The following is a 24,097-nucleotide window of genomic DNA, read 5'->3' as shown; positions in this document are numbered from 1 at the left end:
GGTGGTGTCGGCGGAGGCGGAGGCGCTCGCGGAGGCGTCGGCGGCGGGAGAGGTGGTCTCCTCCGTGTCGGCGTCCGACGAGCAGGCGGCAAGCAGAAGTGCCGCGGCTGCGGCGACGGACACGGCGGACGCGCCGCGCGTGATGCGCTGGTGCATGGTGTTCCTTTCCTAGGGGTGAGTCGTGCGGGTCGGGTGGGACATGAGGCCGGACGTGGTCAGCAGGTGGGCGACAAGGCAGGCGGCCGATGCGGCCATGGCCGCATCGTCGAGGTCACCTGCGGGCACGCGACCCGACTGATCACGGACGGCCACGACGGAGACGCCCAGCGAGGCGTCGGCGCGCACCACGGACTGCAGCGGGGCGCGGGTGTGGCCAGAGTCCCGCAACGCTGCGACGGCGAGCGGGGCGGGGAGAGGAGTGACGAACCAGCGCACGGTGCCGCGGGCGATGAGGCCCGTCGTGTGGTCGGCGTCGTCGAGGTGGAGCGTGGCGCCCTCGAGGCCCTCGCCGTCGAGGTGGCGTTCGAGGACCAGCGAGCGGAAGGTGTGTCCACACATGGTGGCGTCGTCCGCCGCCCCGGCGACCACGGCATCGGCCCCGGGCACGTTGAGGCGGGCGGTGAGGCCAGGCACGGCGCCCAGCAGCGCGGCGGCGGAGCGGATCTGCGGCGACGTGACGGTCATCGCGTGACCCCCGGGCGGTGCGACGGGACGATGATGGGTGTCCCGGTGACGGGGTCGGGGATCACGCGCGCGTCGAAGTTGAAGACGCGGCTCACCAGGTCCTCGGTGAAGACCTCGTCGGCGGTGCCGGAGGCGGCGATCACGCCGTCGTGCATCGCGATGACGTGGTGCGCGTACCTGGCGGCCTGGTGGAGGTCGTGGACCACCATCACGATGGTGCGGCCCTGGCGCTCGTTGAGGCGGTGCAGGAGCTCCAGAACCTCATACTGGTGCGCGATGTCCAGGTAGGTCGTGGGCTCGTCGAGCAGCATCAGCGGGGTGTCCTGCGCGAGGGTCATCGCGATCCACGCGCGCTGTCGCTGGCCGCCAGAGAGCCTGGTCGACGACCTCGTCCTGGATGTCGGTGAGGTTCGTCGAGTGCAGGGCGCTCATGACGGCCGTCTCATCGGAGCTCGACCAGGGGCGCAGCACCTTCTGGTGCGGGGTGCGGCCGCGGGCGACGAGGCTCCTTGACCGTGATGCCCGCGGGGGCGATGGGGGACTGGGGAAGGAGGCCCACGCGGCGCGCCACCTCGCGGGTGGGCATGCGGTGAATGTCCTGGCCGTCGAGCGCGACGGTGCCCTCCGACGGCGTGAGCAGGCGGATCAGGGCGCGCAGGAGCGTCGACTTGCCGCAGCCGTTGGGGCCCACGATGGCCGTGATCTTGCCGTCGGGCACGTCGACATCGACGCCGCGGACGATGGGCTTGTCGCCGTAGCCGATGACGGCCTTGCGGGTCTCGAGCCTGCTCATGAGGGACCTCCTCGGGATGCGCGCCACACCAGCCACAGCAGGTAGGGGGCGCCGATCGCGGCGGTGAAGATGCCGACGGGGAACTGAAGGGTGGCGGGCATGAGCTGGCTGAGCCTGGTCGGCGGCGAGCAGCAGCAGGGCGCCCATGAGCGCCGAGGGGATGAGAGTGACGCCGGCGTTGCGCGTGAGGCGCAGGGCGAGCGCGGGGGCGACCAGGGCGATGAAGCCGATGGGACCGGTGATGGCCGTGGCGCCAGCGGCGAGCAGCACCGAGCACAGCGCGAGCGTGATCCGCGAGGAGCCCACCGAGATACCGAGCGCCTTGGCGGTGTCGTCACCCATCTCCATCGTGCGAAGTGAGCGGGCGTGCCACAGGATGACCGGAACGATGACAGCCAGCATCACCACGGCGACGGTGACGTGGGTCCAGGTGCGTCCCGTGACGGAACCGACGAGCCATCCCAGCGCCGTGCCCGCGTCGTGGACGTCCATGCGCGTCAGGATGTACTGGGTCGCGGAGTTGGCGACGAAGCCGATGCCGATGCCGGCGAGGATGAGGCGCAGCGGCACGATCCCGCGGCGCCAGGACAGCGCCAGGATGAGTGCAGACGTGACGAGCGCGCCGATGGCGGCTCCGGCGGCGGTGAACCACAGCGACGTGCCGAAACCCAGCCACAGGGTCACGACGCCACCGGTGCTCGCACCCGCGGTGATGCCGATGAAGTCGGGAGAGGCCAGCGGGTTGCGCGTCAGCGACTGGAGGATGGCGCCCGCGAGACCGAGCGTGGCGCCCACCAAGATGGCGGTGAACGCACGGGGCGCGCGCACCTCACCGACTACGAAGTCTCCAGGGGCACCCACCGAGATGCCGACCGCCGCCTTGAGCGAGTCGATGACAGAGACATCGGCCTTGCCCCATGCCAGGGCGAAGACCAGCAGCCCCGCGAGGACGGCGAGCATGATGAGGCCGACCGTGAAGGTCCGGCGGTGCGTGGTGATACCAAGCGGCCCGATGCGGAGGATCCTCACAGGCTCCACCACCTTCATGCGGCGGGCCATGATGGCGAAGATCGCGCCACCGATGAACGCGGTCGTGATGCCCACACCGATCTCGCCGGGGGAGCGACCACGCGGCCGACGACGTCGCACACCAGCACCAGGGCGGCTCCGCCGAGGCCGCTGACCACCAGGAGCCACGGCAGCGAGGCGCCGATGAGGGCGCGGGCGAGGTGGGGAACGGCGAGGCCGACGAAGACAAGAGGTCCGGCCGCGGCGGTCGCCGAGGCGGCGAGCGCGGTGACGGTGACGATGACGGCGATGCGGGTGGCGGTGATGTTGATTCCCAGCGCCCGGGCGGCGTCTTCACCGAGCGCGACCGCCTCGAGCGGCTTCGCGACCACGAGCGCGACCACGATCGAGATCACCACGAAGGGCACGAGCGCCATGACATCGTCGCTGTCGCGGCCTGTGAGCGAACCTGCGACCCACAGGCGGTACTGGTCGAGCGTTGCGTCGTCCACCAGGAGGACGGCGTTGATAACCGAGGTGATCAGCGCCGTGAGTGCGACACCCGCGAGGGCGAGGCGCACTGGTGCACCCGCCGCGGCTCCGCGTGCGCCGATGGCGTAGACGATGACGGCGGCGATCCCTGCCCCGACGAACGCGAAGGGGACCTGAACGGCAAAGCCGGTGACGCCGAGCGCGAGCGAGATGACCACCGCGAGTGAGGCTCCGGCGTTGATGCCGAGAAGGCCGGGGTCGGCGAAGGGGTTGCGCGTCAGCGACTGCATCAGCGCGCCCGCGATGCCGAGGGCGGCGCCGGCGAGCACGCCAATCACCGTGCGCGAGACCCTGAGGTCCGTGACAATGAGTTGCTCGGGATCGTTCGGGTCAAGGTCCGTGATGGCCTGCCACACCGTCGCGAGGTCGATCGAGCGGGCGCCGATGGCGAGCGACAGTGCGATGGCGATCAGCAGCGCCGCGGCGGCGGCGATCGCGATCAGGGCGCGCCGAGGCATCGTGCTCCTTGGGACGGGGTGAGGGCGCACGCCGTGGTGCGCCGGTGAGGCTCACCTAACTTAGTTCATCCCAGACGATTAAAGCAACGCGCGCATCTGGTAATTGACGGCGCGGATGCCGTGGTAGGTCGCCTCATACGTGGTGCGATACCAGGCGCTTCGCCTTCCCGAGGCGGACAAGTGATGTGTCCGGACGGACGAAAGTTGCCCGATCGTGATGTGGCACGGGCCCCGCGAGGCGGCAGGCGACCGTCAGTGGTGGTGCCCGAAGGCGTCGGAGTCGTGGCCAGCCTCGGCGTCGATCTGGTCCGCGGGGCAGGCGTCGGCAGGCAGGTCGACGTCGATGCCGTACAGCGCGCGGATGGCGCCGAGGTAGCGGTCCGTCTGGCCGGCCTGCGCGTGCTCGCGGGCTCGCACTGTGGGGGTATGGAGCAGGGTGCGCGCGAAGCGACGCAGCGCCTGTTCGGTGGCCTCGGACTGCGCCACGGCCTCCGCGGTGGCGCCCGCGGCCGGGCGCACCTTCGCCAGTTCGCGCTCCAACAGTCCGAAGACGTGCTCGCGCAGCGCGACCACGGCCGGGTCGAGGGCACGGGCCGTCTCGCCGTCGCCGAACCGCGCCACCGCGTGCGCCACGATGGCGCGGGCGGCCTCAATCGAGTTCACGGACTCGCCGGGAGCGGTCGCGCCCACGGAGTCAAGATCCACCACATGCACGCCGCGCATCTGCGCAACGCCCGGCGCTACGTCGCGGTGCAGGGCGAGGTCCACGATCGTGAGGTCGCGCAGCGCGTCCGCACGCGCGGCGGACACCATCGCGGGGGTGAGGACGATGGACTCGCCGCCGGAACAGGCGAGCACGAGGTCGACGTCGGCGAGCGAGGCGCGCAGGTCCTCGAGGCTGAGGGAGGCGATGCCGTGGCGGCGCCCGAACTCCTCACCGCGACCCGAGGGCGAGTACACCCCCGCGATCTCCACACCGCGGGCGAGCAACGAGCCCACGCCCGTCTCGGCGAGCGCGCCGGTCCCGATCAGTACCGCACGCGAGCCCTCCCAGGTCACCGTTGCGGAGGCGAGGTCGAAGGCCACCGAGACCACCGAGCGTCCCGACGTGCCAAGCCCGGTCGAGGACGCCACCACGCGTGACGTGCGCAACGCGGACTGGAAGAGGCGGTCGAGGACGGGTGAGAGGTGGTGGGCCGACTGGGCGTCGTTGTGTGCACGTCGCACCTGACCGGAAATCTCCCGCTCGCCCACGACCATTGACTCCAGGCCGGAGGCGACGGAGAGCAGGTGCTGCACGGCGTCATCGCCCTCATAGGTGGCGAGCGCCTGCTCGATCGCGGCACGGTCAAGGGAGGTGGCCCGCTCGATGGCGTCGATCACCGCGGTGCGTCCGGATTCGACATCTTCGACTTCGAGGTACACCTCGAAGCGGTTGCACGTGGGGAGCACGACGGCACCGCGGATGGGGGAGTCGCCCTGCACCACGGCGGACCCCAGAGTCTCCGAGCCAACGCTGAGCCTGTTCGAGGACGGTGAGGTCGCGGTTGTGATGGCTGGCGACGAGAGACATCAATACCACGTTCACCATTCTGACACGCACGCCGGACAAGGCAGAATCGAGCCATGAGCTTTGACGCATTGCCAGCCGACCACCCCCTCGCGACGGGAGCCACCGCCGACTCCGCGCTCGTGGCCGCACTCGAGGGCAGGACCCCTACGCATCGGCCCGTGTGGTTCATGCGTCAGGCCGGTCGCTCGCTGCCCGAATACCTCAAGGTGCGCGAGGGAACGACCATGCTCGAGTCCTGCCTCGAGCCCGCCCTCGCCGCCGAGATCACGCTCCAGCCCGTGCGTCGCTACGGGGTCGACGCGGGCATCTTCTTCTCCGACATCGTGGTGCCGCTCAAGGTGGCCGGTGTGGGGGTCGACATCGCACCCGGCGTGGGCCCCGTGTTCGACCACCCCATCCGCACCATGGCCGATGTGGATGCTCTGCCCGCGCTCGGGGAACCTGGGGACGGGAGCGCAGTCGACCTCGCGCTCGACCCGATTCGCGAGGCCGTGCGCCTCACCGTGGCGCAGTTAGGCTCCACGCCGCTGATTGGCTTCGCCGGTGCGCCCTTCACCCTGGCGGCCTACATGGTCCAGGGGCGCCCCTCGCGCGACCACATGGCCGCACGCGAGGCTCATGTGGTCCGCGCCGGATGTGTGGGAGGCGCTCGTGTCGTGGACCTCCCGCGCCGCGGGCCTATTCCTGCGAGCGCAGGTGCTCGCGGGGGCATCGGCCGTGCAGGCTGTTTGATTCCTGGGCGGGGTCGCTGTCCGAGGCCGCCTACGTCGAGAAGTGCGCGGGAGGCTCGCGCGCCGCCCTGATCGCAGTCGCGGATCTCGGAGTGCCGCGCATCCACTTCGCCGCGAACGCGGGGCATCTGCTGGACCCCATGGGGGCGGCTGGAGCCACGGCGCTCGGCGTGGACTACCGCACGGGCCTCGACGAGGCGTCGCGCGCGGTGGGCGGCCGTTTCCCGCTGCAGGGCAACATCGACCCGGCCATGCTCGCCGCGCCGGTGAGTACCCTCACCGCCCACGTTCAGGACGTCCTTGACCGCGGCTCCGAGGCGCCCGGACACGTGGTGAACCTGGGCCACGGCATGCCGCCTCACGCGGACCCAGACGTCGTCAAGCGCGTGGTGGAGTTGGTGCACGAGCGTGGCTGAGCCGCGCGCCTGGATCGTCATCGGAGGAGGCCCGGCGGGTCTCCTTGCGGCGCGCAGGCTCGCGGGCGCGGGCCACAGCGTGACGGTGCTGGAGGCAGAGGATCACCTGGGTGGCAGGGTGTCGCGGGTGCGAGTCGATGGGCTCGACCTTGACGCCGGCGCCGAGTCCTTTGCGACGCGCGGGGGCCATGTCGAGACGCTCGTGCGCGAGCCTGGGCCTTGGCGACCGGCTGGTCGCTCCCGCAGGCGGCCCCGCGTGGGTCGTGGGGCCCGAGCGCGAATACCCGATGCCCGCAGCGGGCTGGCTCGGCATTCCTACGGCATCGTTTGCCCCCGACGTGGTGCGTGCGCTCGGCGTCAAGGGCGCCCTGCGCGCCGCCGTCGAGAGATGGATTCCGCGCGAGCCGGTGGAGCCTGACGCGATGCTGGGCGAGGTGGCGAGGCGTCGCCTCGGCGACGCGGCCGTCGACCGCCTGATCGCTCCCGTGACGCGCGGAATCTTCTCGCGTCCCGTGGACGAACTCCGGGTTGACGCTGCCGCAGCGGGACTCGCCGCGGAGATCTCCGAACTGGGACTGACGCGAGCCGCCGCTCGTCGTCGCGCCAAGGCGCCGGCCGGGTCCGCCGTGCTGGGCCTGGTGGGGGAGTGGCGGGATTGACAGACGCCCTCGCGGCCGATGCGGTCAGCCGCGGCGCGCACATCCTCACCTCCACGGTGGTGACGTCCCTGCGCGAGGACCGCGGGCGCTGGCAGGTGCGCACCGCGGACGGCACGCTAGTGGCCGACGAGGTCGTGGTGGCATCGTCCCGGCCCGCCGCGGCCGCGCTGGTGCCCCAGGTGCGGCGCGCCCCCGACCGCCAGGTGGCGCTCGTGACGCTGTCGCTGGATGCCCCCGAACTCGACTCGCACCCGCGCGGTTCCGGGGTCCTCGCCATCGACGGCGTCACCCGCGCCAAGGCGCTCACGCACGCGACCGCGAAGTGGGAGTGGGTGGCGAAGGCTGCGCCGGACCGGCACATCGTCCGGCTGTCATACGCCCTCGACACGGCGGAGGACCTGGCGCCCCACGCGCTCGCGGACGCCTCTCGCCTGCTGGGGGTGCCTCTCAGGGACGCCCAGGTGCGCGACCTCGTGCAGGTGGTGTGGCACGACGCGTCGCCCACCAAACCTGGCCACCGTGAGCCCGCACCCGGTCTCCACCTGGTCGGAGCGGCCGCAGGGTTCTCCGGCCTCGCCGCGATCGTGGACGACGACCAGCGCTCCACTCTTGGTGCGTAGCCGGCCCGCCGCGGCATCGGCCATCTAGGACCTTGGTCCTGGTTTAGTGGGGCCGATGCCCGCGCCGCCTCGCCTGGCGGCCGGTACCCGGCCGTCGCGGGCGAGCACGGATTTCCCTCAGACGCGCGCCGTGGTGAGAATGGACCCATGACCGAACAGCCTCACGGTTTCACCCTGTTCTCTGTCCTCGACGGCTTCCTCGACGCTCCTGATGAGGAACTCGGTGAAGTGGTGGAGCACTTCGACGCCGCGGTCGAGGAGCTCGCCGAACACGACGTGGTCCTGCGCGGCATCTACGACGTGTCCGGCCTGCGTGCCGACGGCACCGTGATGTTGTGGCTTCACGGCCCCGATCTTGCGGACCTGCAGTTGGCGCTGCGTGAACTGCGCGCCACCGAGCCTGCTCGCCGACACCAAGGCTCACGTGGTCTGCCGCGGGCGTGCACCGCGCCGCCGAGTTCAACCGTGCCCACGTGCCCGGCTTCCTGCGCGGCGAGCGTGCCCGCGACTGGCTGACGGTCTACCCGTTCGTGCGCTCCTACGAGTGGTACTTGCTGAGCGAGGAAGAGCGCAGCGCCATGCTGCGAGACCACGGCATGAAGGGCGCCAAGTTCAAGGGTGTGGTGGCGAACACGGTCGCCGCCTTCGCCCTGGGTGACTACGAGTGGCTGCTGCCCATGGAGGCAGACGAGGTGACCGACCTGGTCGACATGATGCGTGACCTGCGCTACACCGAGGCGCGCCGCCACGTGCGCGAAGAGGTGCCGTTCTACACGGGACGCCGCATCGAGACTGCCGAGGCTGTCGAGGTGCTCGCCTCGTGACGGAGACGCTTGCCGCGGCCGAGCGCACGCTCGACGCGACCACCTACGACTGCATCCTGCTCGCCGGCTTTGGTGGGCCCGAGGGTCAGGATGACGTCATCCCGTACCTGCGCAATGTCACGCGCGGTCGCGGGGTGCCGGACGAGCGCCTCGAAGAGGTCTCGCACCACTACCGCCACTTTGGCGGCATCAGCCCCATCAACCAGCAGAATCGCGACCTCAAGGTGGCGCTCGAGGCGGAGATTGCCGCGCGTGGCCTGAACCTCCCGGTGTACTGGGGCAACCGCTTCTGGGCGCCTTACTTCACGGACGCGCTCAAGGAGTTGCACGCCGACGGGCACCGCAAGGTCCTGGTCTTGGTGACCACCGCTTTCAGGCTCGTACTCCGGCTGCCGTGCGTATCGTGAGGATCTCGCCGAGGCCCTTGAGGAGACCGGCCTGACCGGCGAGCCTGCGCCTGGACAAGGTTCGCCAGTACTTCGACCACCCCGGCTTTGTGCAGCCCAACATCGACGCGGTGCTGTCCGGCCTGCGCGAGGCTCGCCGCGGCGGGCAAGGCCGAGGGCGCGCACGTCATGTTCGCGACCCACTCGATTCCGTCCGCGGCGGCCAACGTGTCGGGTCCGCGCGAGGCCTTGCCTGACGGTTCGCCCGTGCCGGTGAGCGACGGCGAGGAGTGGTACGAGGGCGGCGGCTGGTACGTCGCGCAGCAGCGTGCCGTCGCGTCTCTTGTCATGGATGCCGTGACTCAGGAGTTCCCCGGTGTGCCGTGGTCGCTCGTGTTCCAGTCTCGCTCCGGCGACCCGTCGATTCCGTGGCTCGAGCCGGACATCAACCTGGCCATCGAGGCGCTTGGTGAGGACACCACCGGCCTGGTGGTGTCGCCCATCGGCTTCGTGTCCGACCACATGGAGGTCGCCTGGGACCTCGACAACGAGGCGCTCGAAACCTGTGAGGAGCGCGGCCTTCCTATGGTGCGCGTCCCCACCGTCGGCGTGGATCCCGCGTTCGTCGCCGGTCTCATCGACCTGGTCGAGGAGCGCCACGTGGCCGCCGAGGGAGACGTCCCGCGCGAGCGTGCGGCGCTGACCGAGATGGGTCCGTGGCAGGACGTATGCCCGGCCGACTGCTGCATGAGCCGCGCCAAGAAGCCGACCATCGCATCGGCCGCGGCGAACGGTGGCGTGGGCGCCTAGGCTCCGCCCCTCTGCCCGGTGCGCCACTCCCGGGCGCACCGCTCCCCACTTTGAACCAAGAACGACGCGACGCGCCGGTGGCATCGTCCCGCGAGGGGGACGCCACCGGCGCGTCGCTGTCAGTTCTGGTTCAAACTGTCGGGGAGGAGGGGTCAGGCGGCCGATGCGGGCGCGGGTTCGCGCGTGAGGCTCGCCTGGGCGTCACGCCACGTGAGCCAGCCGCCGTCGAGGTTGACGGCGTCGTAGCCGAGCCTGGCGGAGCAGGCGGGTCGCGGTGTGGCCACGCTGGCCTACCTGGCAATGGACCACGATGCGGCGATCGCGAGGCGCTCGTGGTGACGCTCGCGCAGCGAGTCGAGCGCCATCACCAGCGGCTCTTGCCACGGCACCGTCACGGTGCCGCGTGCGTGCTCGGCAGCCGTGCGCACGTCGAGGACCACGGGCTCATCCTCCGCGTCCACCAATTCATGCCACTGGACGGCAGGGGTCTCACCCGACGCCAGATTCTCTGCCACGTAGCCGAGCATGTTGACCGGGTCCTTGGCCGAGCCGTAGGCGGGGGCGTAGGCGAGGCTCAAGATCGGCCAGGGACGATGCGGTCAGGCCTCCGGCCATCGCCGTCGCGATCACGTCGATGCGGCGTTCGACTCCTGCCTCGCCCACGCCCTGCGCGCCAAGGATCTGATCGGTGGCGGGGTCTACCAGGAGTTTGAGGGCCATCTGGGTGGCGCCAGGGTAGTAGCCGGCGTGGTCGAGCGGATGGGTGTGGATGGCGCGGTAGGGCCGGCCTTCCGCGGCGAGGCGCTGCTCGGAACGTCCCGTCGCGGCCGCCGTGAGTCCGAAGACGCCCACCACCGCGGTACCGACGGAGGCGGCGGCACGATGCGGGCGGCCAGCGATCACGTCGGCGACCCTGCGCCCGTGGCGGTTGGCGAGGTTGGCGAGGGGGATCAGGGTGGGCTCGGCGCCGAACGCGTCGGTCTTCGTGGCGGCGTCGCCCACCGCGAAGATGGCCGGGTCGGACGTGCGCATGTCCTGGTCGACGAGGATCGAGCCGCGCGGACCCAGCGCGAGTCCCGCCTCGGCCGCAAGGGAGCCTTCCGGCTGCACGCCGATGGCGGCGACGACCACGGCTGCCGCGGCGTCCTCGGTGGTGCCGTCCGCGGTGGTGACCACGGCATCGGCCGCGCCGAGGCTCGTGACGCTGGCGCCGGTCAGGACGCGCACGCCGCGGTCGATGAGCCGTTGCTCGACGCGAATCGCGAGGCTCGGGGTCCAGTGCGGTGAGGACCTGCGGTGCGCGCTCGACGACGGTGACGTCCAGGCCGCGGTGTGCCAGATTCTCGGCAACCTCGAGCCCCACAAAGCCGGCGCCAATGACGACGGCCGTGCCGGCATCGGCCGTCGCGGCAGCGAGGCGGTCCACGTCGCCGACGTCGCGCAAGGTCAGCGCACGGGAGGCGCCGGGGATGGCGGGGACGATGGGCGAGGCGCCGGGGCTCAGCACGAGGGAGTCGTAGGCCTCGTCGTAGGTGCTGCCATCGGCGAGGGTCACGGTGACGGTGCGGGCGGCGCGGTCGATGGTGGTGACGCGGGAGCGGACGCGCACGTCGATGGCAAACCGGGCGGCCAGTGACTGCGGGGTGTGCAGCAGCAGGGAGTCTCGCTCGGGAATCACGCCGCCCACGTAGTACGGAAGGCCGCAGTTGGCGAACGAGGGGTGGTCGCCCGCCTCCAGTACGACGATGTGGGCGGCCTCGTCGAGGCGGCGCAGTCGCGTGGCGGCAGACATTCCCGCTGCCACCGCGCCGATGATGACGACCTTGTGGGTCATGGGTTTCCTCCTGGGTGTTGCATGCAACATACCCCAGGGGGTATTGTCGTCGCAACCGAACCCCATCCGAGGAGGATCCCCATGTGCTCACCTATCGCCTGTCGCCAGTGCGGCAAGACCACCTGGAGCGGGTGTGGCCAGCACGTCGACTCCGTGAAGGCCACCGTGCTCGCGTCCCAGTGGTGCGGCGGACACGACGAGCCCGCCACCCGCTCGTTCCTCCCGTGGCTGCGCAGGCGCTGACATGGCGGCCGATGCCGAGGTGCAGCGCGCCGCGCTCAACCGTCTCAAGAGGGCCCGCGGCCAGGCTCGACGCGGTGATCCGCATGGTCGAGGAGGGCGAGGCCTGCGAGCCCACCGTCACCCAACTCGCCGCCGTCTCGAAGGCGCTCGACCGCGCGGGCTTCATGATCATCTCCGCGGGAGTGCGCGACTGCCTGAGCGGCGACGGTGACCGCGAAGCGGACCTCGCACGCCTGGAGAAGGTGTTCCTCTCCCTCGCCTAACCCCGTCAAATGGATCCATTTGACTCGTCTAAGCCGTTGGATGAGACAAAATTCACCGCGGCGGCGCACGTCGCGTCGTGCTGGTGTTGCCGCCCTCGCCGAGTAGCGCCGAGCGCGCAGGCGGTGGCGCGGGGCGCTCACGGTTGCCGAGGGCCGCTTGCCAGGCGCCTACGGTGGCGGGCGTGCCTACCCTCGCCGCGCCCGAAACCGATCGACCCCTCGTCATTGGACTGTCGCTGTCGCCCACGTGGGTGAGGGCCGCCGCCTGGCGGCGTCTGGACAGCCGCATCGAGGAAGTCTTTGATCTCGACTTCTCCGTTGACGCTGCCCGTCGCGCCGAGGCGGCTCATCTCGACTTCGTGTTCAAGCCCGATGCCCTCACGCTCGATCCCACAGTCCTGGCAAGCGCCCTCGGCTTCGCGACACTCGACCCGACGGTGCTGCTCAGCGCCGTCGCGGCCCGCACCGAGCGCATCGGCCTGGTCACCACCGCATCGGCCACGTTTGCTCCGTCGTACCTGGTGGCGCGGGAGGTTCAGAGCCTCGACCGGGTCTCGCGCGGCAGGGCGGGGCTGAACGTCGTGATGTCACTCGGCGGTCAGCAGAACTTTGGGCGCGCGCACATGCCGCCCAGCGACGAGCGGTTTGCCGCAGCGCACGCCTGGCTCGACGACGTCCGCGCGCTCTGGGCGACCTTTCCGGGAGAAGCGCTGGCCCTCGATCGTGACACAGGCGCGTTCGCGGACGTGTCCGCGATTCACGCGCTGCCCGACCGGCCTGGGCGCCCGAGGGGCCCGATCGACGTCCCGAGTCGCCGAGGTGCGCGGATTCCGATTCTGCAGGCAGGCGGCTCTCCGGCGGGCAAGGACTTTGCCTCGCAGTATGCCGATGCCGTGTTCGCCGCCGCCGCGACGACTGACAGCGCCGCCGCACAGCGAGAGGACTTGCGCGCGCGAGCGGAGGCACGCGGCCGCGCGCCAGGCGACGTGCGAGTGTTGCCGGGGTTGTCGCTGTTCCTCGCGCACACGCGCGACGAGGCGTTCGCCCTCCACGCCGCGAGCCTCGACGCATCAGACCTGCCGCAGAGCCTGGCAGGCCTGTCGCGGCTGCTCGGGATTGACCTCGTGGCACTACCGCTCGACGAAAGGATTCCCGCCGCTCTCGCGGCTGGCCTGCAGCGTGAGCAGGGTCCGGTGGGTGCAATCGCCGCGCTCATCGCCGCGGGCATCACGCCCCGTGCCCTCGCGCGCAGTGCGGAAGGGGCGGCGAGCCTGCACTGGACGGTCATCGGTACGCCGGCCGATGCGGTGGCTCAGATCGTGGCGCGGGCCCGCGCTGGCGCCATCGACGGCTTCATCGCGCTCCCGGCGGGGTCGTGGGGATCGTTCGCGCTGTTTCTTGACGAGGTGGTGCCGGCCCTCGTTGACGCGGGACTGTTCCGCGAACGCTACGACAGTGCGACACTCGCGGGACACCTGGGCCTCTCCTAACCCCGTCAAATGGATCCATTTGACTCGTCTAAGCCCTTGGATGAGACAAAATCCACCGCGGCGGCGCGGCTGCGCGGCCGCGGCGGCGACGACGGGGCTGGGCCAGGCCGATGCTGGCCTAAGCCGGCACGGCGTGGCGCCCCGGCGTGTGGCCGAACTCCCGGCGAAACGCTGCGACGAACGCCGAGGTACTCGTGTATCCCACCTTGGAGGCGACGGTTGCGACCGGTAGCCCGCGGTCGAGCATCGTCCTGCTCTGCGCCAGCCGCAGGCGCCGCAGCCAGTGCGTGAAAGTCATCCCTGTCTGGTCGACGAACGCCCGACGCAGGGTGGCCTCGGAGGTGAACGTGCGCGCGGCCCACTCCTCGAGCGACACGTGCGAGGCGGGATCGCGGAGCAATGACTGCGCCACCGAGCGCGCGGGGCCCGAGCGCGGCAGCACGGCCCCCATGCCGCCGTCGAGGCTCGCGCGTACCTCGTCGAGCACGTCAGGGATGAAGCACTCAGGGGAGTCGAAGAGCCTGTGCGCGCAACTGGCGAGTCACGGCTCGCCGCAACATCCCGGTCATGGCGATCCCGATGGGGTGCGGCGGCATCGTCCCGTCGAACCCGTCGTCTCCGGAGATCACCGGAAGGAGCACGGCGTCCTCGGACATCCGCACCGCGTGGACGCAGTGGGCGGGCAGCCATAGCGCCGAATCCTCGGTGACGTGCCGCTCCGAGCCGTCCTCGAGCCGTGCGACGACGTCCCCCGCAACCACGGCCAGCACCTCGCCCCACTGGTGCCAGTGATCGGTGTGGCCCCAGGAGAGCACGGGCACCACGTCGTCCGCGAGGGCCGGATCGGACCCTCGCGTGGCTGACCGCTGCGCGCTATCGCGTGAGCGTTGCTCAACATGACTCATCAAAACGCAACTCTACCGTTTCGTAATGAAGGTGCGAGGTCGCGCCTGTCACGGCGCCGATGCGCCACCCCTCTCATCCCACACGCCGGGCACGCACGGGCGCGCCCACGAAGGAGTTCCGATGGCCCTGCGCCACCTGTCCGCCACCGTCGCCATCACCGCCGCAGCGGTGGTGACCATGGCTGGCTGCTCGTCAGACACCGAGCCCGAGGAGACCGCCACCGCCGCGACCACCGCCGGTGCCGAGGCAGCAGCCGTGGAGGAGACTCCGTCCGAGGAGGCGGCGTTCCCGCGCACCATCACGCACGAGCTCGGCGAGACCGTCATCGAGGAGCAGCCCGAGCGCGTCGTCACGACCGCCCTGACGGTGACGGGCAACCTGCTGGCCATCGGCGCACCCGTGGTGGCCTCGGCCGCCTCAACCCCTGACGAGGGCCTCACCGATGACCTCGGCTTCTTCGCGCAGTGGGCCGATGTCGCCGCCCAGGAGGGCGTCGAGGTCCTGTACCCGAACCTTGAGTTCGACATCGAGGCCGTCATCGCCGCCGACCCCGACCTCATCATCGCCTCCACCACCGGTGCCGATGCCGCCGCGGACTACTACGACGAGGCTCTCGGCGATCGCCCCCACCGTCGTGGTGAACTACTCCGACAAGACGTGGCAGGAAGTTGCCACGCTCGCGGGCGAGTGGACCGGGCTTGAGGACCAGGCCGCGACCGCCATCGCGGACTTCGATGCCAGGGTCGCCGAGGTCGCCGATGCGATCACGGTGCCCGAGGGTTCGGCCCAGGCCGTCGTCTTCAACAACCTCGAGTGGGACTCGGCCGTCGCCAAGGAGACCGGCGCGCACGCGACGCTCCTGGCCGACCTCGGCTTCGACGTGATCGAGGCGGACCCCGCGCTTGACACCTCCGACACCGCACGTGACGACTTCGCGTTCGTCGCCCCCGAGAACCTCTCCGCCGCCTTCACGGCCGAGACCCTGTTCCTGGTCAACGGCACGGACACCGAGAAGGAAGCGCTCGCCTCCACCGAGCTTCTCCAGGAGATCCCCGCCGTGGTCAACGAGCAGATCTACCCGCTCGGCGCCACGTCGTTCCGTATCGACTACTACTCCGCCCTGGATATCGTCGACACGGTCGAGGGCTACTTCGGCGGCTGACACCTGTGACCGCCACGCTCGACACGAGCGCGGCACCCGCACGGCGAGCCCGGACCCGGCGCATGGCGCTCGGGCTCGGGCTCGCCGTCATCGTGCTGGCGCTCGCCATCATCGCAAGCCTCGCCTGGGGCACCCGCTCCATCGCGCCATCGGCCGTGTGGGATGCCCTCACCTCGCCCGAGGCGACAGGTGACGAGGCGCTGATCGTCACCACCCTGAGGGTCCCCCGCACCATCCTCGGGGTTGTCGCCGGCGCCGCGCTCGGTGCCGCGGGTGCCCTCATGCAGGCCATCACCCGCAACCCGCTTGCGGAACCCGGCATCCTCGGCGTCAACGCCGGGGCCGCGGCCGCCGTGGCCGCTGGCATCGCCTTCGCGGGAGCCACGAACATCGGCGTCTACATGTGGTTCGCCTTCGCGGGCGCAGGGGTCGCGGCCGTGGTCGTCTACGCGATCGGTGGGGTCTTCGGCAACAACGGCTCCGTGGTGCGCCTGACCCTTGCCGGCGCCGCCGTGGCCGTGGTGCTGTCGTCGTTCACCACCGCGTTGCTCATCAACTACCCCAGCGTCTTCGACGTGTTCCGCTACTGGGACGTGGGCACCATTCAGGGCCGCGACCTGTCAATCGTGGCCGCCGTCACCCCGGCGATCGTGGTGGGACTCGGGCTGGCGCTCGCGCTCACCCCGCGGCTCAACGTCATGGCACTAGGAAATGAGATGGGTAGGGCGCTCGGCGCCAACCCTCGCACCACCGTCATCGTTGCCGCCATCGCGGTCATGCTCCTGGCGGGAGGCGCCACCGCCGCAGCCGGGCCTCTCGCCTTCGTGGGCCTCGCCGCGCCGCACCTCGCACGCGCGGTCGTCGGTGCCGACCATCGTTGGCTCCTGCCTTACTCCATCCTCCTCGGCGCCGTGCTCCTCCTTGGCGCCGACGTCATTGGCCGGGTCATCGCCGCCCCTGCGGAACTGCAGTCGGGGATCATGACCGCGATCATCGGCGGTCCGGTCTTCATCGCGATCGCGCGCCGTCGACGGTTGGCGAAGCATGAGCGCCCGCACGCCTGCAGGCGTCCGCCGCACCCGCATGGGCCGACTGTCCGTGCAGTGGAGTCCCCGCGTCGTCGCCGTGGGGCTGGGCCTCCTGCTTGCCATCGCTGCGGTCGGGGCGCTCGTGCTGTCCACCGGCACCATCACCGTCCCGCTGCCCGATGTGGTGGCGGCGATCTTCGGGCAGGGCGACCCGCGCGACGTGACGGTGGTGCGTGACCTGCGCCTGCCCCGATTCGTCACCGGGGCGCTCGTGGGGGCCTGCCTTGGCATGTCCGGCGCGATCATCCAGTCGATCTCTCGCAACCCGCTCGGCTCGCCCGACGTCATCGGCTTCACCACCGGCGCCGCGACCGGCGCGATCGTCCAGATCATCGTGTTCGGCGGGGGAGCGCTCGCGACCGGCACGTCCGCCGTGGTGGGTGGCGTCGTGTGCGCGCTCCTGGTCTACACGCTCTCGTTCCGCGCGGGCGCGACCGGCGGCTACCGACTCATCCTCGTGGGCATTGGCGTGGCCGCCATGCTGCAGGCGGTCAACTCGCTACTCGTCACGCGCGCGGACATTGACACCGCTATCTCCGCTCAGGTGTGGCTCTCTGGCAGCCTCAACGTGCGCACCTGGGACTACGTGGGGCCGGTTCTCGTGGGAGTGGGACTGCTCGGGCCCGCCGCGCTGTGGTTCCAGCGTCGCCTCGCCCTCATGGAGATGGGCGACGAGGCCTCGCGGCAGTTGGGCATCCGCGCGGAGTGGGTGCGGCTCATCACGCTGGCGCTCGCCGTCGCGCTCGCCGCCGTCGCGGTGGCGGCCGCGGGCCCCATCTCCTTTGTGGCGCTCGCGGCGCCGCCACTCGTGAAACGCCTGACGCGGCACCCGGCGCCGGGGCTGGGATCCTCGGCGCTCATGGGCGCGTTGCTGCTGGCTGGCGCTGACGCCCTGACCCTCCTCATCCCGTGGGACTACGCGGTGCCGGTGGGGACGATGACTGGATTGCTAGGCGGTATCTATCTCGCCTGGCTGCTCGGAAGGAGCAGGATCTGATGGCCACCACGCTGGAGACGAGGGACGCCACCCTCGCGTACGACGACCTGGTGATTGCCGAGGGCCTCACGGTCGGCATTCCGCACGGCGAGCCTCACGGTGGTCATCGGCCCCAATGCCTGCGGCAAGTCCACCCTCCTGAAGGCTCTGTCGCGGTTGCTGACTCCCCGCAAGGGAACCGTGACGCTTGATGGCAGGGCGGTGCGTGACTTCGGTCAGAAAGAGTTTGCGCGTGCCCTGGCGCTGCTGCCGCAGTCGTCGCAGGCCCCCGACGGCATCACCGTGGGCGATCTGGTGGCGCGCGGACGCTTCCCGCACCAGCGCTTCTTGCGGCAGTGGTCGGTCGAGGACGAGGCGGTCGTGGAGCGCGCGCTCGCGGCCACGGGCGTCGCCGACCTGGTCAACCGCGGCGTCGACGAACTCTCGGGCGGCCAGCGGCAGCGGGCGTGGCTCGCGATGGTGCTGGCGCAGGACACCGACGTGCTGATCCTCGACGAGCCCACGACCTTTCTGGACATCGCCCACCAGATCGAGGTGCTCGACCTGTGCGAAGCGCTGCACCAGGAGGGCGGCCGCACCATCGTCGCGGTGCTTCACGACCTCAACCAGGCGGCGCGCTACGCTACGCATCTGGTGGCGATGAAGGGTGGCCGGGTGGTGGCGCAGGGTGCGCCCAAGGACGTCATCACCGAGGACCTTGTCGCTGAGGTGTTTGGCGTGCGTGCCCAGATCTCGACGGAGCCCGTCACCGGCGCGCCGCTCATGATCCCGCTGGGCCTGGTAGGCAGGCCGTGACGGCGCAGCCCACTGACCGGACGGCGCAGCCCACTCCCGTGGGTGCGGACGGCGCGCCGTTGCCCGCGCCATCGGCGATGGTCGCGAGCCTCGCTCGCCTGCCGCAAGAACGGCGGGCCGATGCCGTGGCCGCCGCTCTCGCGGCACTCGCCTCCACGCCGGTGGTGGAGGGCGAGGCGGAGGTCGACGGTGTCGCGTGCGTGGCGGTGACCTTCCTCGCGGTGCATGCGGACCCTTCCGCCCAGGTGTTGGTGCACGTGAACTCGCTCACGGACCGCCATCGGACCCACATTGCGCCTGCCGTCATGGAGCGCCTTGAGGGGACGGATCTGTGGCATCGCACCTGGTGGGTGCCGTCGGACCTGGTCGCGAGCCTACCGGATCGCCGTGGGGGAGCCGTTCGCCGACGACGTGGGGCGTGATCGGCCGGGCTGGTTGCGGGTGCACGAGCGCGGCAGGCCCGATCCGCTGAACCCGCATCGACTCCCCAATCCGCTGGGCCACGAGTCCTCGGTGCTGGTGGGGCCTCGCGGCCGGGTGCATCCGGCCTGGCTGCGCGCCGCTCGGACGCCTCAGCCGGTGGCCCGGCTCGACGTGCCCGATCCTGTCGTGGGCGGGACCCGCACGGTCTGGGTAGCGGGCCCGCGTGATCCCGGACAGGTCCTCATCGCATTCGATGGCGACACCTGGCATCAAGGCTTGGACCTTGCCTCGGCCCTGACAGGCACGCCACAGGGAAGCGGCACGGCGGTCGTCATGGTGTCGTCGACCTCACCCGAGGCGCGGCGGCGCGTGCTGCCCGACCCCGAGGCGGTGGGCTCGCTCCTGGCGGACGCCGTCCTGCCCGCGGTCCGTGGCGTGCTCGGGGTGCTGCCGGGGCCCGACGGGACGGTCGTCTCGGGTCAGAGCCTTCGGCGGCCTGGCGGCTGCCGGCGTGGTCGTGACGCGACCCGATATCGCCACCCGAGCCATCGTGCAGTCGGGGTCGTTCCAGTACAAGCACGGGCGTGAGATGGCCCGCGACGACAGGATCGTCGGCGACCTGGTGCGGCGGATTCGCGCCGCCGGGGTCGCGGACGGCATCGAGGTGGCGATGCAGTGGGGCTCCGAGGAGGGCGAGCTCGGTGCCGTGGGACGTCAGGCGGCCGATGCCCTGCGGGACGCCGGCGCACGCGTCACCACGCGCGTCTACGCCGGTGGTCACGACTACGCCTGGTGGCGCACGGGCCTTCTCGACGCGCTCGCGACCCTCTCCACCTCATCGTCAAATGGATCCATTTGGCTCGTGTAAGCGCTTGAAGGAGACAAAATCAACCGCACCGGACTGGGCGGACTCAGTCGGAACTGCGGCCCCGGAACCAGTAGAACTGACTGAACTGTTCTTTCTTGGTGAGTCCGAGCCCGTCGGTGAAGGCGCCGCGCAACGCCTTCACGAGGTCCTTCTCGCCGGCGCCCCAGGCGTAGACGGCGCCGGGCCTGACGCCGCCATCGGCGATGGTCGCCGCCAGCGCGTGGCCGCCCTCGTCGGCAGCCGTCCAGGTGACCGAGACGCCGTCGCGCGTGGACAGAGGAAGGCCCGCGTGATCGTGCCCGTCGTCGGCGACGAAGACCTCGATGGGCATGTCGTCGGGCGCCTGTTCCACCCACGAGTTGATGGCGGGAAGCGCCGTGATGTCTCCGGCGAGGACGAGCCGTTCGGTTCCCTCGGGGACCTTGGGCCGCGCTGGCGTGAGCGCGATCTCCACCTCGGTGCCGGGGGTCACGGCCGCGGCCCATGCGCTGGCGGCGCCGTGAGGCTCGTGCAGCACGAAGTCTGCCGCGAACGTCCCGGCCGCGACGTCGAGATCCACGAACGTGTAGCCGCGCTGCACCGGTACGCCGTCCGTCAGGTGCTCAGCCCACAACCGAAACCACAGCGTCGGGAACACCTCGAGCCTCGGCGACGGCGCCCGGGGCATGGAACCAGATGCGGCGGTACCGCACGGTGAGGTCCTCGACGCGGGTCACCGTGGCCGGGTGGTTGCGGATGCGGTACAGGCGGTTGACCGGACGGTGCCAGGACGGCTTCATGGTTGCTCCTCGGGAGGGCCGATGCCCCGGTGCGGTGGATGGCGGTCGTCACGCGCCCTGCGGCGCGCCATCCGCTTCCGTGCTTCGGGGGCGTTCGCGTTTACGAAACATGAGCATTGCATAATTGACGAAGCGCGGCTACCGTTGCCGCATTGCCTCGTGCGCGAGGCCCGCCAGTGACTAGGAGAACCGCATGACCATCCCGGTGTCGACCCTCGTCCAGGTCTCAGCCCTCGCCGCTGCCGTCCCCCAGGCTCACGGTGTCGCTGGACACCGACGGTGGCACCACGGTCATCGTCGGCGACTTCCCCGAGGCGTCGATGTGCACTCATGCCTTCCGCCACGTGGTCGCGAACTGGCCCGCCCACGGCGGTCACCAGCCGTGTGTCGACGAGATTCACTTCGACGGAGCCGAGGGCCGCGGCGCGGTGCTCGCCCAGGGCGAGGCGCGCTGGTTCGTCTCGGAGTTGGCCGCGCAGGCCACGGTGACGGCCCTTCGCACCGTTGGTCCGCGCTCACGTGGCGCGGAGGCACAGGTCCGCTTCGACTCCGTGCTGGGTGTTTCCGTGGTGCGGCTCGCCTCCACCACGCTGACGGCCGAGGCTCTCGACGAGGCTCGCCACCGAGGCGTACGCCGCCTGCGTCACCGAGCATCTGCTGCTCGCCGCTACCGCCGCCTGACGGCATCGTCCGCAGCCCCGTCCGCTCGAGCGAGCCTCGGTCACGACCCGCCATCAGTCGTGACCGAGGCTCACCAGAGCCGACGGCCTACTGTCTGCCGCTTCCTTGAAGGCGCGGCGCGGCTCGTGGAGCCTGCCCATCGACACCAGGTCGCGACGGAAGAACAGCGCTGTGGTCCAGTCGACCACCACCCGTGCCTTGCGGTTGAAGGACGGGATCTGAGCCATGTGATAGGTCCGGTGCATGAACCACGCGGGCCAGCCGCGCAGCCTTCACTCCCATGATCTGAGCGACGCCCTTGTTCAGGCCGAGCGACGCGACCGTGCCCAGGTGCGCGTGCTTGTACTCTCTGACGGGACGGCCCGCGAGCTGGCGGCCATGTTCGCGCCCAGCAGCCGTGCCTGGCGGACGGCGTGCTGCGCGGACGGGGCACACCAGGCGCCCTCGCCCTTCGCGAGGTCGGGAATCTGCGCGTTGTCGCCTGCGGCCCAGACACCGTCGACCACCTCGCCGTCCTCGGTTGCCACCTGCAGGGTGGGCAGGGTGTTGACGTGTCCGCGGGGGCCCGTGGGCAGATCGGACTCGGCGATCACCGGGTTGGGCTTCACGCCCGCCGTCCACACCACGGTGTCGGCATCGAACTCCTGGCCATCGGAGAGCCTTGATGCGGCCCTCCTCGCAGGACTCGAGGCGGGTGGCCAGGTAGATCTCCATGCCGCGCTTGCGCAACACCTCAAGGGTGTAGCCGCCCATCTCCTCTCCCATCTCGGGAAGGATGCGGGTGGCAGCCTCGACCATCACGAACCGGAGATCGGCGGGCTGAAGTTCGGGATAGTGGCGCAGCGCAGCGCGCGCCATGTCCTCGGTCTCGGCGAACGCCTCGATACCGGCGAAGCCTCCACCCACGAACACGAAGGTCAGCAGGCGACGGCGCAGGTGCGGGTCGCTCGTGGAGGCGGCGCGAGCGATGCGGCCAAGGATGGTGTTGCGCAGGCCGATGGCCTCCTCCACCCACTTGAAGCCCACGCCGATCTCCTTGAGACCCGGAATCGGGAGCGTGCGCGGGATGGCGCCCAGCGCGATGACCACCTCGTCGTACTCGAGGTCCTGCGTGTCGCCAAAATCGGTCTCCACGCGGGCGCGCCGCTCGGCGTGCGAGATCTCCGTGACCTTGCCCTGCACGATGCGCACGCCCTTGAGTTCGCGGCGCAGCGGCACCACCACGTGACGCGGCTCGATGGAACCGGCCGCCGCCTCGGGCAGGAACGGCTGATACGTCATATACGGGCGGCGGTCGACGAGCGTGATGTCGACGTGGTTGCCTGCCTTCTTGCGCAGCGTCAGGGCCGTGTACAGGCCCACGTAGCCGCCGCCAAGAATGAGGACTCGGGTCGCGGTCATGAATGCACCTCCATGAGGGTGCAACCACGCGCGGCCACACCCTGTTCCGTGCGTGGGGTCGGGAAATAGGGGACGCGCCAGTGCGCGGGCCAGGCGGTGGGACGGGTCGCGGCCGTGACCCCAGCCTAGTGAGTGACGCGGCCCGCGTCACCCTGCCTTCACCCAGGGTGAACGGCAATCGGCCGATGCCGTGACCAGCCCTCGTACGGGGCTCGGCCACCGCATCGGCCGCGCGGGATTTAGCGCTTGCCCACCATGGTGGTGACGTCGAGGAGGGCGTCAAGGCTGCTCGAGGGTGATCTCGCCGCGCTCCACGAAGCCCAGGTCGATGGTCGCCTCGCGGACGGTGAGGCCCGCCTTGACGGAGTGCTTGGCGATCTTGGCGGCGTTCTCGTAGCCAATGACGCGGTTCAGCGGGGTGACGATCGACGGCGACGCCTCGGCGAGCCGGCGCGCGCGCTCGACGTTGGCGGTGATGCCGTCGATGGTGCGCTCGGCGAGGACCTCGGACGCGTTGCCCAGCAGGCGCATCGACTCGAGCACGCCCAGCGCCATGACGGGGATCTGGACGTTGAGCTCGAATGAGCCCGAGGCTCCTGCGACGGCCACGGTCGCGTCATTGCCGATGACGCGCGCGCAGACCATGAGGGTCGCCTCGGGGATGACGGGGTTGACCTTGCCGGGCATGATCGACGAGCCCGGCTGGAGGTCGGGGAGGGCGATCTCGCCCAGGCCCGTGTTGGGGCCCGAGCCCATCCAGCGCAGGTCGTTGCAGATTTTGGTGAGGGACACGGCGATGGTCTTGAGCGCGCCGGAGACCTCGACGAGGGCATCACGGGCGGACTGGGCCTCGAAGTGGTCGCGCGCCTCGGTGATGGGAAGGCCGGTGTCCTCGGCGAGCAGGGCGATGACCCGCTGCGGGAAGCCATCGGGCGTGTTGATGCCGGTACCGACCGCGGTGCCGCCGAGGGGCACCTCGGCGACGCGAGGCAGGGCGGCGTTCAGGCGCTCGATGCCGTAGCGGATCGCGGCCGCGTAGCCGCCGAACTCCTGGCCGAGCGTGACGGGGGTTGCGTCCATCAGGTGGGTGCGGCCGGACTTGTAGACCTCGGCGAACTCGGTGGCCTTTGCCTCGAGCGACCGCGCCAGACGGTCGAGCCTGGGGGAGCAGGTCGTTGACGAGGCGACTCGTGGCGGCGACGTGCACGGAGGTGGGGAACACATCGTTGGACGACTGGGAGCAGTTGACGTGGTCGTTCGGGTGGACGTCGCGGCCAAGGGTGCGCGTCGCGAGCGTCGCGATGACCTCGTTGGTGTTCATGTTGAGTGGTGCCCGAGCCGGTCTGAAAGACGTCGACGGGGAAGTGGGCGTCATGGGCGCCAGAGGCGACGTCGTCCGCGGCGGCGACGATCGCGTCGGCCACATCCTGATCCAGCACGCCGAGGCTCCGCGTTCGCGCGGGCCGCCGCCTTCTTGACTCGTGCGAGCGCCTCGATGTGGCGGCGCTCCAGGCGGATGCCGGAGATGGGGAAGTTCTCGACGGCGCGCTGGGTCTGCGCGCGGTACAGGGCGTCCGCGGGAACGCGGACCTCGCCCATGGTGTCGTGCTCGATGCGGAAGCCGGGGAGTGCGTCGTTGCTCATGGCGCACAT

At 70.6% G+C, this 24,097-nt stretch carries 23 protein-coding genes and 11 pseudogenes; 17 read left to right on the top strand and 17 right to left on the bottom strand.

The annotated features are described in order from the left end of the window. Positions 1-168: 168 nt before the first annotated feature. From QQK48_RS05080 to QQK48_RS05060, 5 genes and pseudogenes are all read right to left on the bottom strand, one after another. Positions 169-684 (bottom strand): hypothetical protein, encoded by a 516-nt coding sequence (locus tag QQK48_RS05080; RefSeq protein ID WP_284327696.1) that lies wholly within the window; start codon positions 682-684, stop codon positions 169-171. Continuing rightward, positions 681-1,477 (bottom strand): annotated as a pseudogene (locus QQK48_RS05075) (ABC transporter ATP-binding protein). The gene QQK48_RS05080 and the pseudogene QQK48_RS05075 overlap by 4 nt, the downstream one beginning before the upstream one ends. Positions 1,478-1,606: 129 nt before the next feature. Further along, positions 1,607-2,437 (bottom strand): annotated as a pseudogene (locus QQK48_RS05070) (FecCD family ABC transporter permease); the annotation flags it as partial. 83 nt (positions 2,438-2,520) lie between these two features. Continuing rightward, positions 2,521-3,495: a FecCD family ABC transporter permease gene (locus tag QQK48_RS05065; protein WP_284327695.1), complete on the bottom strand. Its 975-nt coding sequence runs from the start codon at positions 3,493-3,495 to the stop codon at positions 2,521-2,523. A 252-nt stretch (positions 3,496-3,747) separates the two neighbouring features. Then, positions 3,748-5,049 carry a glutamyl-tRNA reductase gene (locus QQK48_RS05060; RefSeq protein WP_284329310.1) on the bottom strand — a complete coding sequence of 434 codons (1,302 nt, stop codon included), beginning with the start codon at positions 5,047-5,049 and terminating at the stop codon, positions 3,748-3,750. A 72-nt stretch (positions 5,050-5,121) separates the two neighbouring features. Here QQK48_RS05060 and hemE point away from each other — a divergent pair. The 6 genes and pseudogenes from hemE (at position 5,122) to QQK48_RS05035 (ending at position 9,514) form a co-directional block, all read left to right on the top strand. Next, a pseudogene (gene hemE, locus QQK48_RS05055) lies at positions 5,122-6,215 on the top strand (uroporphyrinogen decarboxylase). Continuing rightward, positions 6,208-6,372 (top strand): annotated as a pseudogene (locus QQK48_RS21265) (FAD-dependent oxidoreductase); the annotation flags it as partial. The pseudogenes hemE and QQK48_RS21265, both read left to right, overlap by 8 nt. A 31-nt stretch (positions 6,373-6,403) precedes the next feature. Then, positions 6,404-6,874, top strand: coding sequence for a hypothetical protein (locus QQK48_RS05050; protein WP_284327694.1), 471 nt, complete (start codon positions 6,404-6,406; stop codon positions 6,872-6,874). Then, positions 6,862-7,494: an FAD-dependent oxidoreductase gene (locus QQK48_RS05045; protein WP_348523469.1), complete on the top strand. Its 633-nt coding sequence runs from the start codon at positions 6,862-6,864 to the stop codon at positions 7,492-7,494. The genes QQK48_RS05050 and QQK48_RS05045 overlap by 13 nt, the downstream gene beginning before the upstream one ends. 147 nt (positions 7,495-7,641) lie before the next feature. Then, positions 7,642-8,318: pseudogene (gene hemQ / locus QQK48_RS05040) on the top strand (hydrogen peroxide-dependent heme synthase). Then, a pseudogene (locus QQK48_RS05035) lies at positions 8,315-9,514 on the top strand (ferrochelatase). Before hemQ ends, QQK48_RS05035 begins: the two co-directional pseudogenes overlap by 4 nt. Before the next feature lie 152 nt (positions 9,515-9,666). Here QQK48_RS05035 and QQK48_RS19210 read toward each other — a convergent pair. From QQK48_RS19210 to QQK48_RS19195, 4 genes and pseudogenes are all read right to left on the bottom strand, one after another. After that, a complete protein-coding gene (locus QQK48_RS19210; protein ID WP_348523468.1) occupies positions 9,667-9,798 on the bottom strand; it encodes a hypothetical protein in 132 nt (43 codons plus the stop codon). A 6-nt stretch (positions 9,799-9,804) separates the two neighbouring features. Continuing rightward, entirely contained in the window at positions 9,805-10,029 is a 225-nt protein-coding gene (locus tag QQK48_RS19205; RefSeq protein WP_348523467.1) for a hypothetical protein, read from the bottom strand. Continuing rightward, entirely contained in the window at positions 10,004-10,741 is a 738-nt protein-coding gene (locus QQK48_RS19200) for an FAD-dependent oxidoreductase (protein WP_348523466.1), read from the bottom strand. The genes QQK48_RS19205 and QQK48_RS19200 overlap by 26 nt, the downstream gene beginning before the upstream one ends. Positions 10,742-10,838: 97 nt before the next feature. Then, a pseudogene (locus tag QQK48_RS19195) lies at positions 10,839-11,306 on the bottom strand (FAD-dependent oxidoreductase); the annotation flags it as partial. A 123-nt stretch (positions 11,307-11,429) separates the two neighbouring features. On the opposite strand from QQK48_RS19195, the gene QQK48_RS05025 reads away from it, so the two are divergent. From QQK48_RS05025 to QQK48_RS05015, 3 genes and pseudogenes are all read left to right on the top strand, one after another. Then, a complete protein-coding gene (locus QQK48_RS05025) occupies positions 11,430-11,591 on the top strand; it encodes a DUF8730 family Cys-rich protein (RefSeq protein WP_284327692.1) in 162 nt (53 codons plus the stop codon). A 1-nt stretch (position 11,592) separates the two neighbouring features. Continuing rightward, positions 11,593-11,854 (top strand): annotated as a pseudogene (locus QQK48_RS05020) (metal-sensitive transcriptional regulator). 182 nt (positions 11,855-12,036) lie between these two features. Further along, positions 12,037-13,344 carry an NtaA/DmoA family FMN-dependent monooxygenase gene (locus QQK48_RS05015; protein ID WP_284327691.1) on the top strand — a complete coding sequence of 436 codons (1,308 nt, stop codon included), beginning with the start codon at positions 12,037-12,039 and terminating at the stop codon, positions 13,342-13,344. A gap of 118 nt (positions 13,345-13,462) precedes the next feature. Here QQK48_RS05015 and QQK48_RS05010 read toward each other — a convergent pair whose 3' ends face one another. Then, entirely contained in the window at positions 13,463-13,831 is a 369-nt protein-coding gene (locus QQK48_RS05010; protein ID WP_284327690.1) for a helix-turn-helix transcriptional regulator, read from the bottom strand. A 16-nt stretch (positions 13,832-13,847) separates the two neighbouring features. After that, positions 13,848-14,168, bottom strand: coding sequence for an AraC family ligand binding domain-containing protein (locus QQK48_RS05005; protein ID WP_284327689.1), 321 nt, complete (start codon positions 14,166-14,168; stop codon positions 13,848-13,850). Between the two features lie 202 nt (positions 14,169-14,370). Here QQK48_RS05005 and QQK48_RS05000 point away from each other — a divergent pair, with 202 nt between their 5' ends. The 8 genes and pseudogenes from QQK48_RS05000 to QQK48_RS04960 all read left to right on the top strand — a co-directional run bounded on the left by QQK48_RS05000 (position 14,371) and on the right by QQK48_RS04960 (position 19,583). Beyond that, on the top strand, positions 14,371-14,952 hold the full coding sequence (locus tag QQK48_RS05000; protein ID WP_284327688.1) for a hypothetical protein: 582 nt from the start codon (positions 14,371-14,373) through the stop codon (positions 14,950-14,952). Continuing rightward, the gene (locus tag QQK48_RS04995; RefSeq protein WP_284327687.1) at positions 14,888-15,412 is read left to right on the top strand and encodes an ABC transporter substrate-binding protein; all 525 of its coding nucleotides are present in this window, start codon (positions 14,888-14,890) and stop codon (positions 15,410-15,412) included. The genes QQK48_RS05000 and QQK48_RS04995 overlap by 65 nt, the downstream gene beginning before the upstream one ends. 5 nt (positions 15,413-15,417) lie before the next feature. Continuing rightward, the gene (locus tag QQK48_RS04990) at positions 15,418-16,677 is read left to right on the top strand and encodes a FecCD family ABC transporter permease (RefSeq protein ID WP_284327686.1); all 1,260 of its coding nucleotides are present in this window, start codon (positions 15,418-15,420) and stop codon (positions 16,675-16,677) included. After that, positions 16,583-17,497 (top strand): FecCD family ABC transporter permease, encoded by a 915-nt coding sequence (locus tag QQK48_RS04985; protein WP_284327685.1) that lies wholly within the window; start codon positions 16,583-16,585, stop codon positions 17,495-17,497. The genes QQK48_RS04990 and QQK48_RS04985 overlap by 95 nt, the downstream gene beginning before the upstream one ends. Continuing rightward, positions 17,497-18,292 (top strand): annotated as a pseudogene (locus QQK48_RS04975) (ABC transporter ATP-binding protein). The gene QQK48_RS04985 and the pseudogene QQK48_RS04975 overlap by 1 nt, the downstream one beginning before the upstream one ends. Then, complete coding sequence (locus QQK48_RS04970) at positions 18,289-18,714, top strand: enterochelin esterase domain-containing protein (protein ID WP_284327682.1); 426 nt, start codon at positions 18,289-18,291, stop codon at positions 18,712-18,714. The pseudogene QQK48_RS04975 and the gene QQK48_RS04970 overlap by 4 nt, the downstream one beginning before the upstream one ends. Beyond that, positions 18,680-19,303 (top strand): enterobactin/ferric enterobactin family esterase, encoded by a 624-nt coding sequence (locus QQK48_RS04965; RefSeq protein ID WP_284327681.1) that lies wholly within the window; start codon positions 18,680-18,682, stop codon positions 19,301-19,303. The genes QQK48_RS04970 and QQK48_RS04965 overlap by 35 nt, the downstream gene beginning before the upstream one ends. Further along, the gene (locus QQK48_RS04960; RefSeq protein ID WP_284327680.1) at positions 19,266-19,583 is read left to right on the top strand and encodes an enterobactin/ferric enterobactin family esterase; all 318 of its coding nucleotides are present in this window, start codon (positions 19,266-19,268) and stop codon (positions 19,581-19,583) included. Before QQK48_RS04965 ends, QQK48_RS04960 begins: the two co-directional genes overlap by 38 nt. Positions 19,584-19,626: 43 nt before the next feature. On the opposite strand, the gene QQK48_RS04955 is transcribed toward QQK48_RS04960, so the two are convergent. The 6 genes and pseudogenes from QQK48_RS04955 to QQK48_RS04935 form a co-directional block, all read right to left on the bottom strand. Continuing rightward, positions 19,627-20,196 (bottom strand): siderophore-interacting protein, encoded by a 570-nt coding sequence (locus QQK48_RS04955; protein WP_284327679.1) that lies wholly within the window; start codon positions 20,194-20,196, stop codon positions 19,627-19,629. Then, entirely contained in the window at positions 20,186-20,362 is a 177-nt protein-coding gene (locus tag QQK48_RS04950) for a hypothetical protein (RefSeq protein ID WP_284327678.1), read from the bottom strand. Before QQK48_RS04950 ends, QQK48_RS04955 begins: the two co-directional genes overlap by 11 nt. 515 nt (positions 20,363-20,877) lie before the next feature. Beyond that, positions 20,878-21,087 carry a hypothetical protein gene (locus QQK48_RS04945; protein ID WP_284327677.1) on the bottom strand — a complete coding sequence of 70 codons (210 nt, stop codon included), beginning with the start codon at positions 21,085-21,087 and terminating at the stop codon, positions 20,878-20,880. Positions 21,088-21,345: 258 nt separating this feature from the next. Beyond that, positions 21,346-21,651 (bottom strand): hypothetical protein, encoded by a 306-nt coding sequence (locus QQK48_RS19190; protein WP_348523756.1) that lies wholly within the window; start codon positions 21,649-21,651, stop codon positions 21,346-21,348. A gap of 127 nt (positions 21,652-21,778) precedes the next feature. Beyond that, a pseudogene (locus tag QQK48_RS19185) lies at positions 21,779-22,444 on the bottom strand (NAD(P)/FAD-dependent oxidoreductase); the annotation flags it as partial. 239 nt (positions 22,445-22,683) lie between these two features. Continuing rightward, positions 22,684-24,088 (bottom strand): annotated as a pseudogene (locus QQK48_RS04935) (class II fumarate hydratase). Between the last annotated feature and the right edge of the window lie 9 nt (positions 24,089-24,097).

It is taken from the genome of Demequina litorisediminis (assembly GCF_030161615.1).
Taxonomy (GTDB): domain Bacteria; phylum Actinomycetota; class Actinomycetes; order Actinomycetales; family Demequinaceae; genus Demequina; species Demequina litorisediminis.
Note: the sequence above shows the minus strand (reverse complement) of the source record. Positions and strands in the feature narration are given on the sequence as shown.

Coding starts and splice junctions, on each gene's coding strand:
- QQK48_RS05025 (WP_284327692.1), top strand. CDS start 11,430: ATGTGCTCACCTATCGCCTGTCGCCAGTGCGGCAAGACCACCTGGAGC.
- QQK48_RS05080 (WP_284327696.1), bottom strand. CDS start 684: ATGACCGTCACGTCGCCGCAGATCCGCTCCGCCGCCGCGCTGCTGGGC.
- QQK48_RS04950 (WP_284327678.1), bottom strand. CDS start 20,362: ATGAAGCCGTCCTGGCACCGTCCGGTCAACCGCCTGTACCGCATCCGC.
- QQK48_RS05065 (WP_284327695.1), bottom strand. CDS start 3,495: ATGCCTCGGCGCGCCCTGATCGCGATCGCCGCCGCCGCGGCGCTGCTG.
- QQK48_RS05000 (WP_284327688.1), top strand. CDS start 14,371: ATGGCCCTGCGCCACCTGTCCGCCACCGTCGCCATCACCGCCGCAGCG.
- QQK48_RS05050 (WP_284327694.1), top strand. CDS start 6,404: ATGTCGAGACGCTCGTGCGCGAGCCTGGGCCTTGGCGACCGGCTGGTC.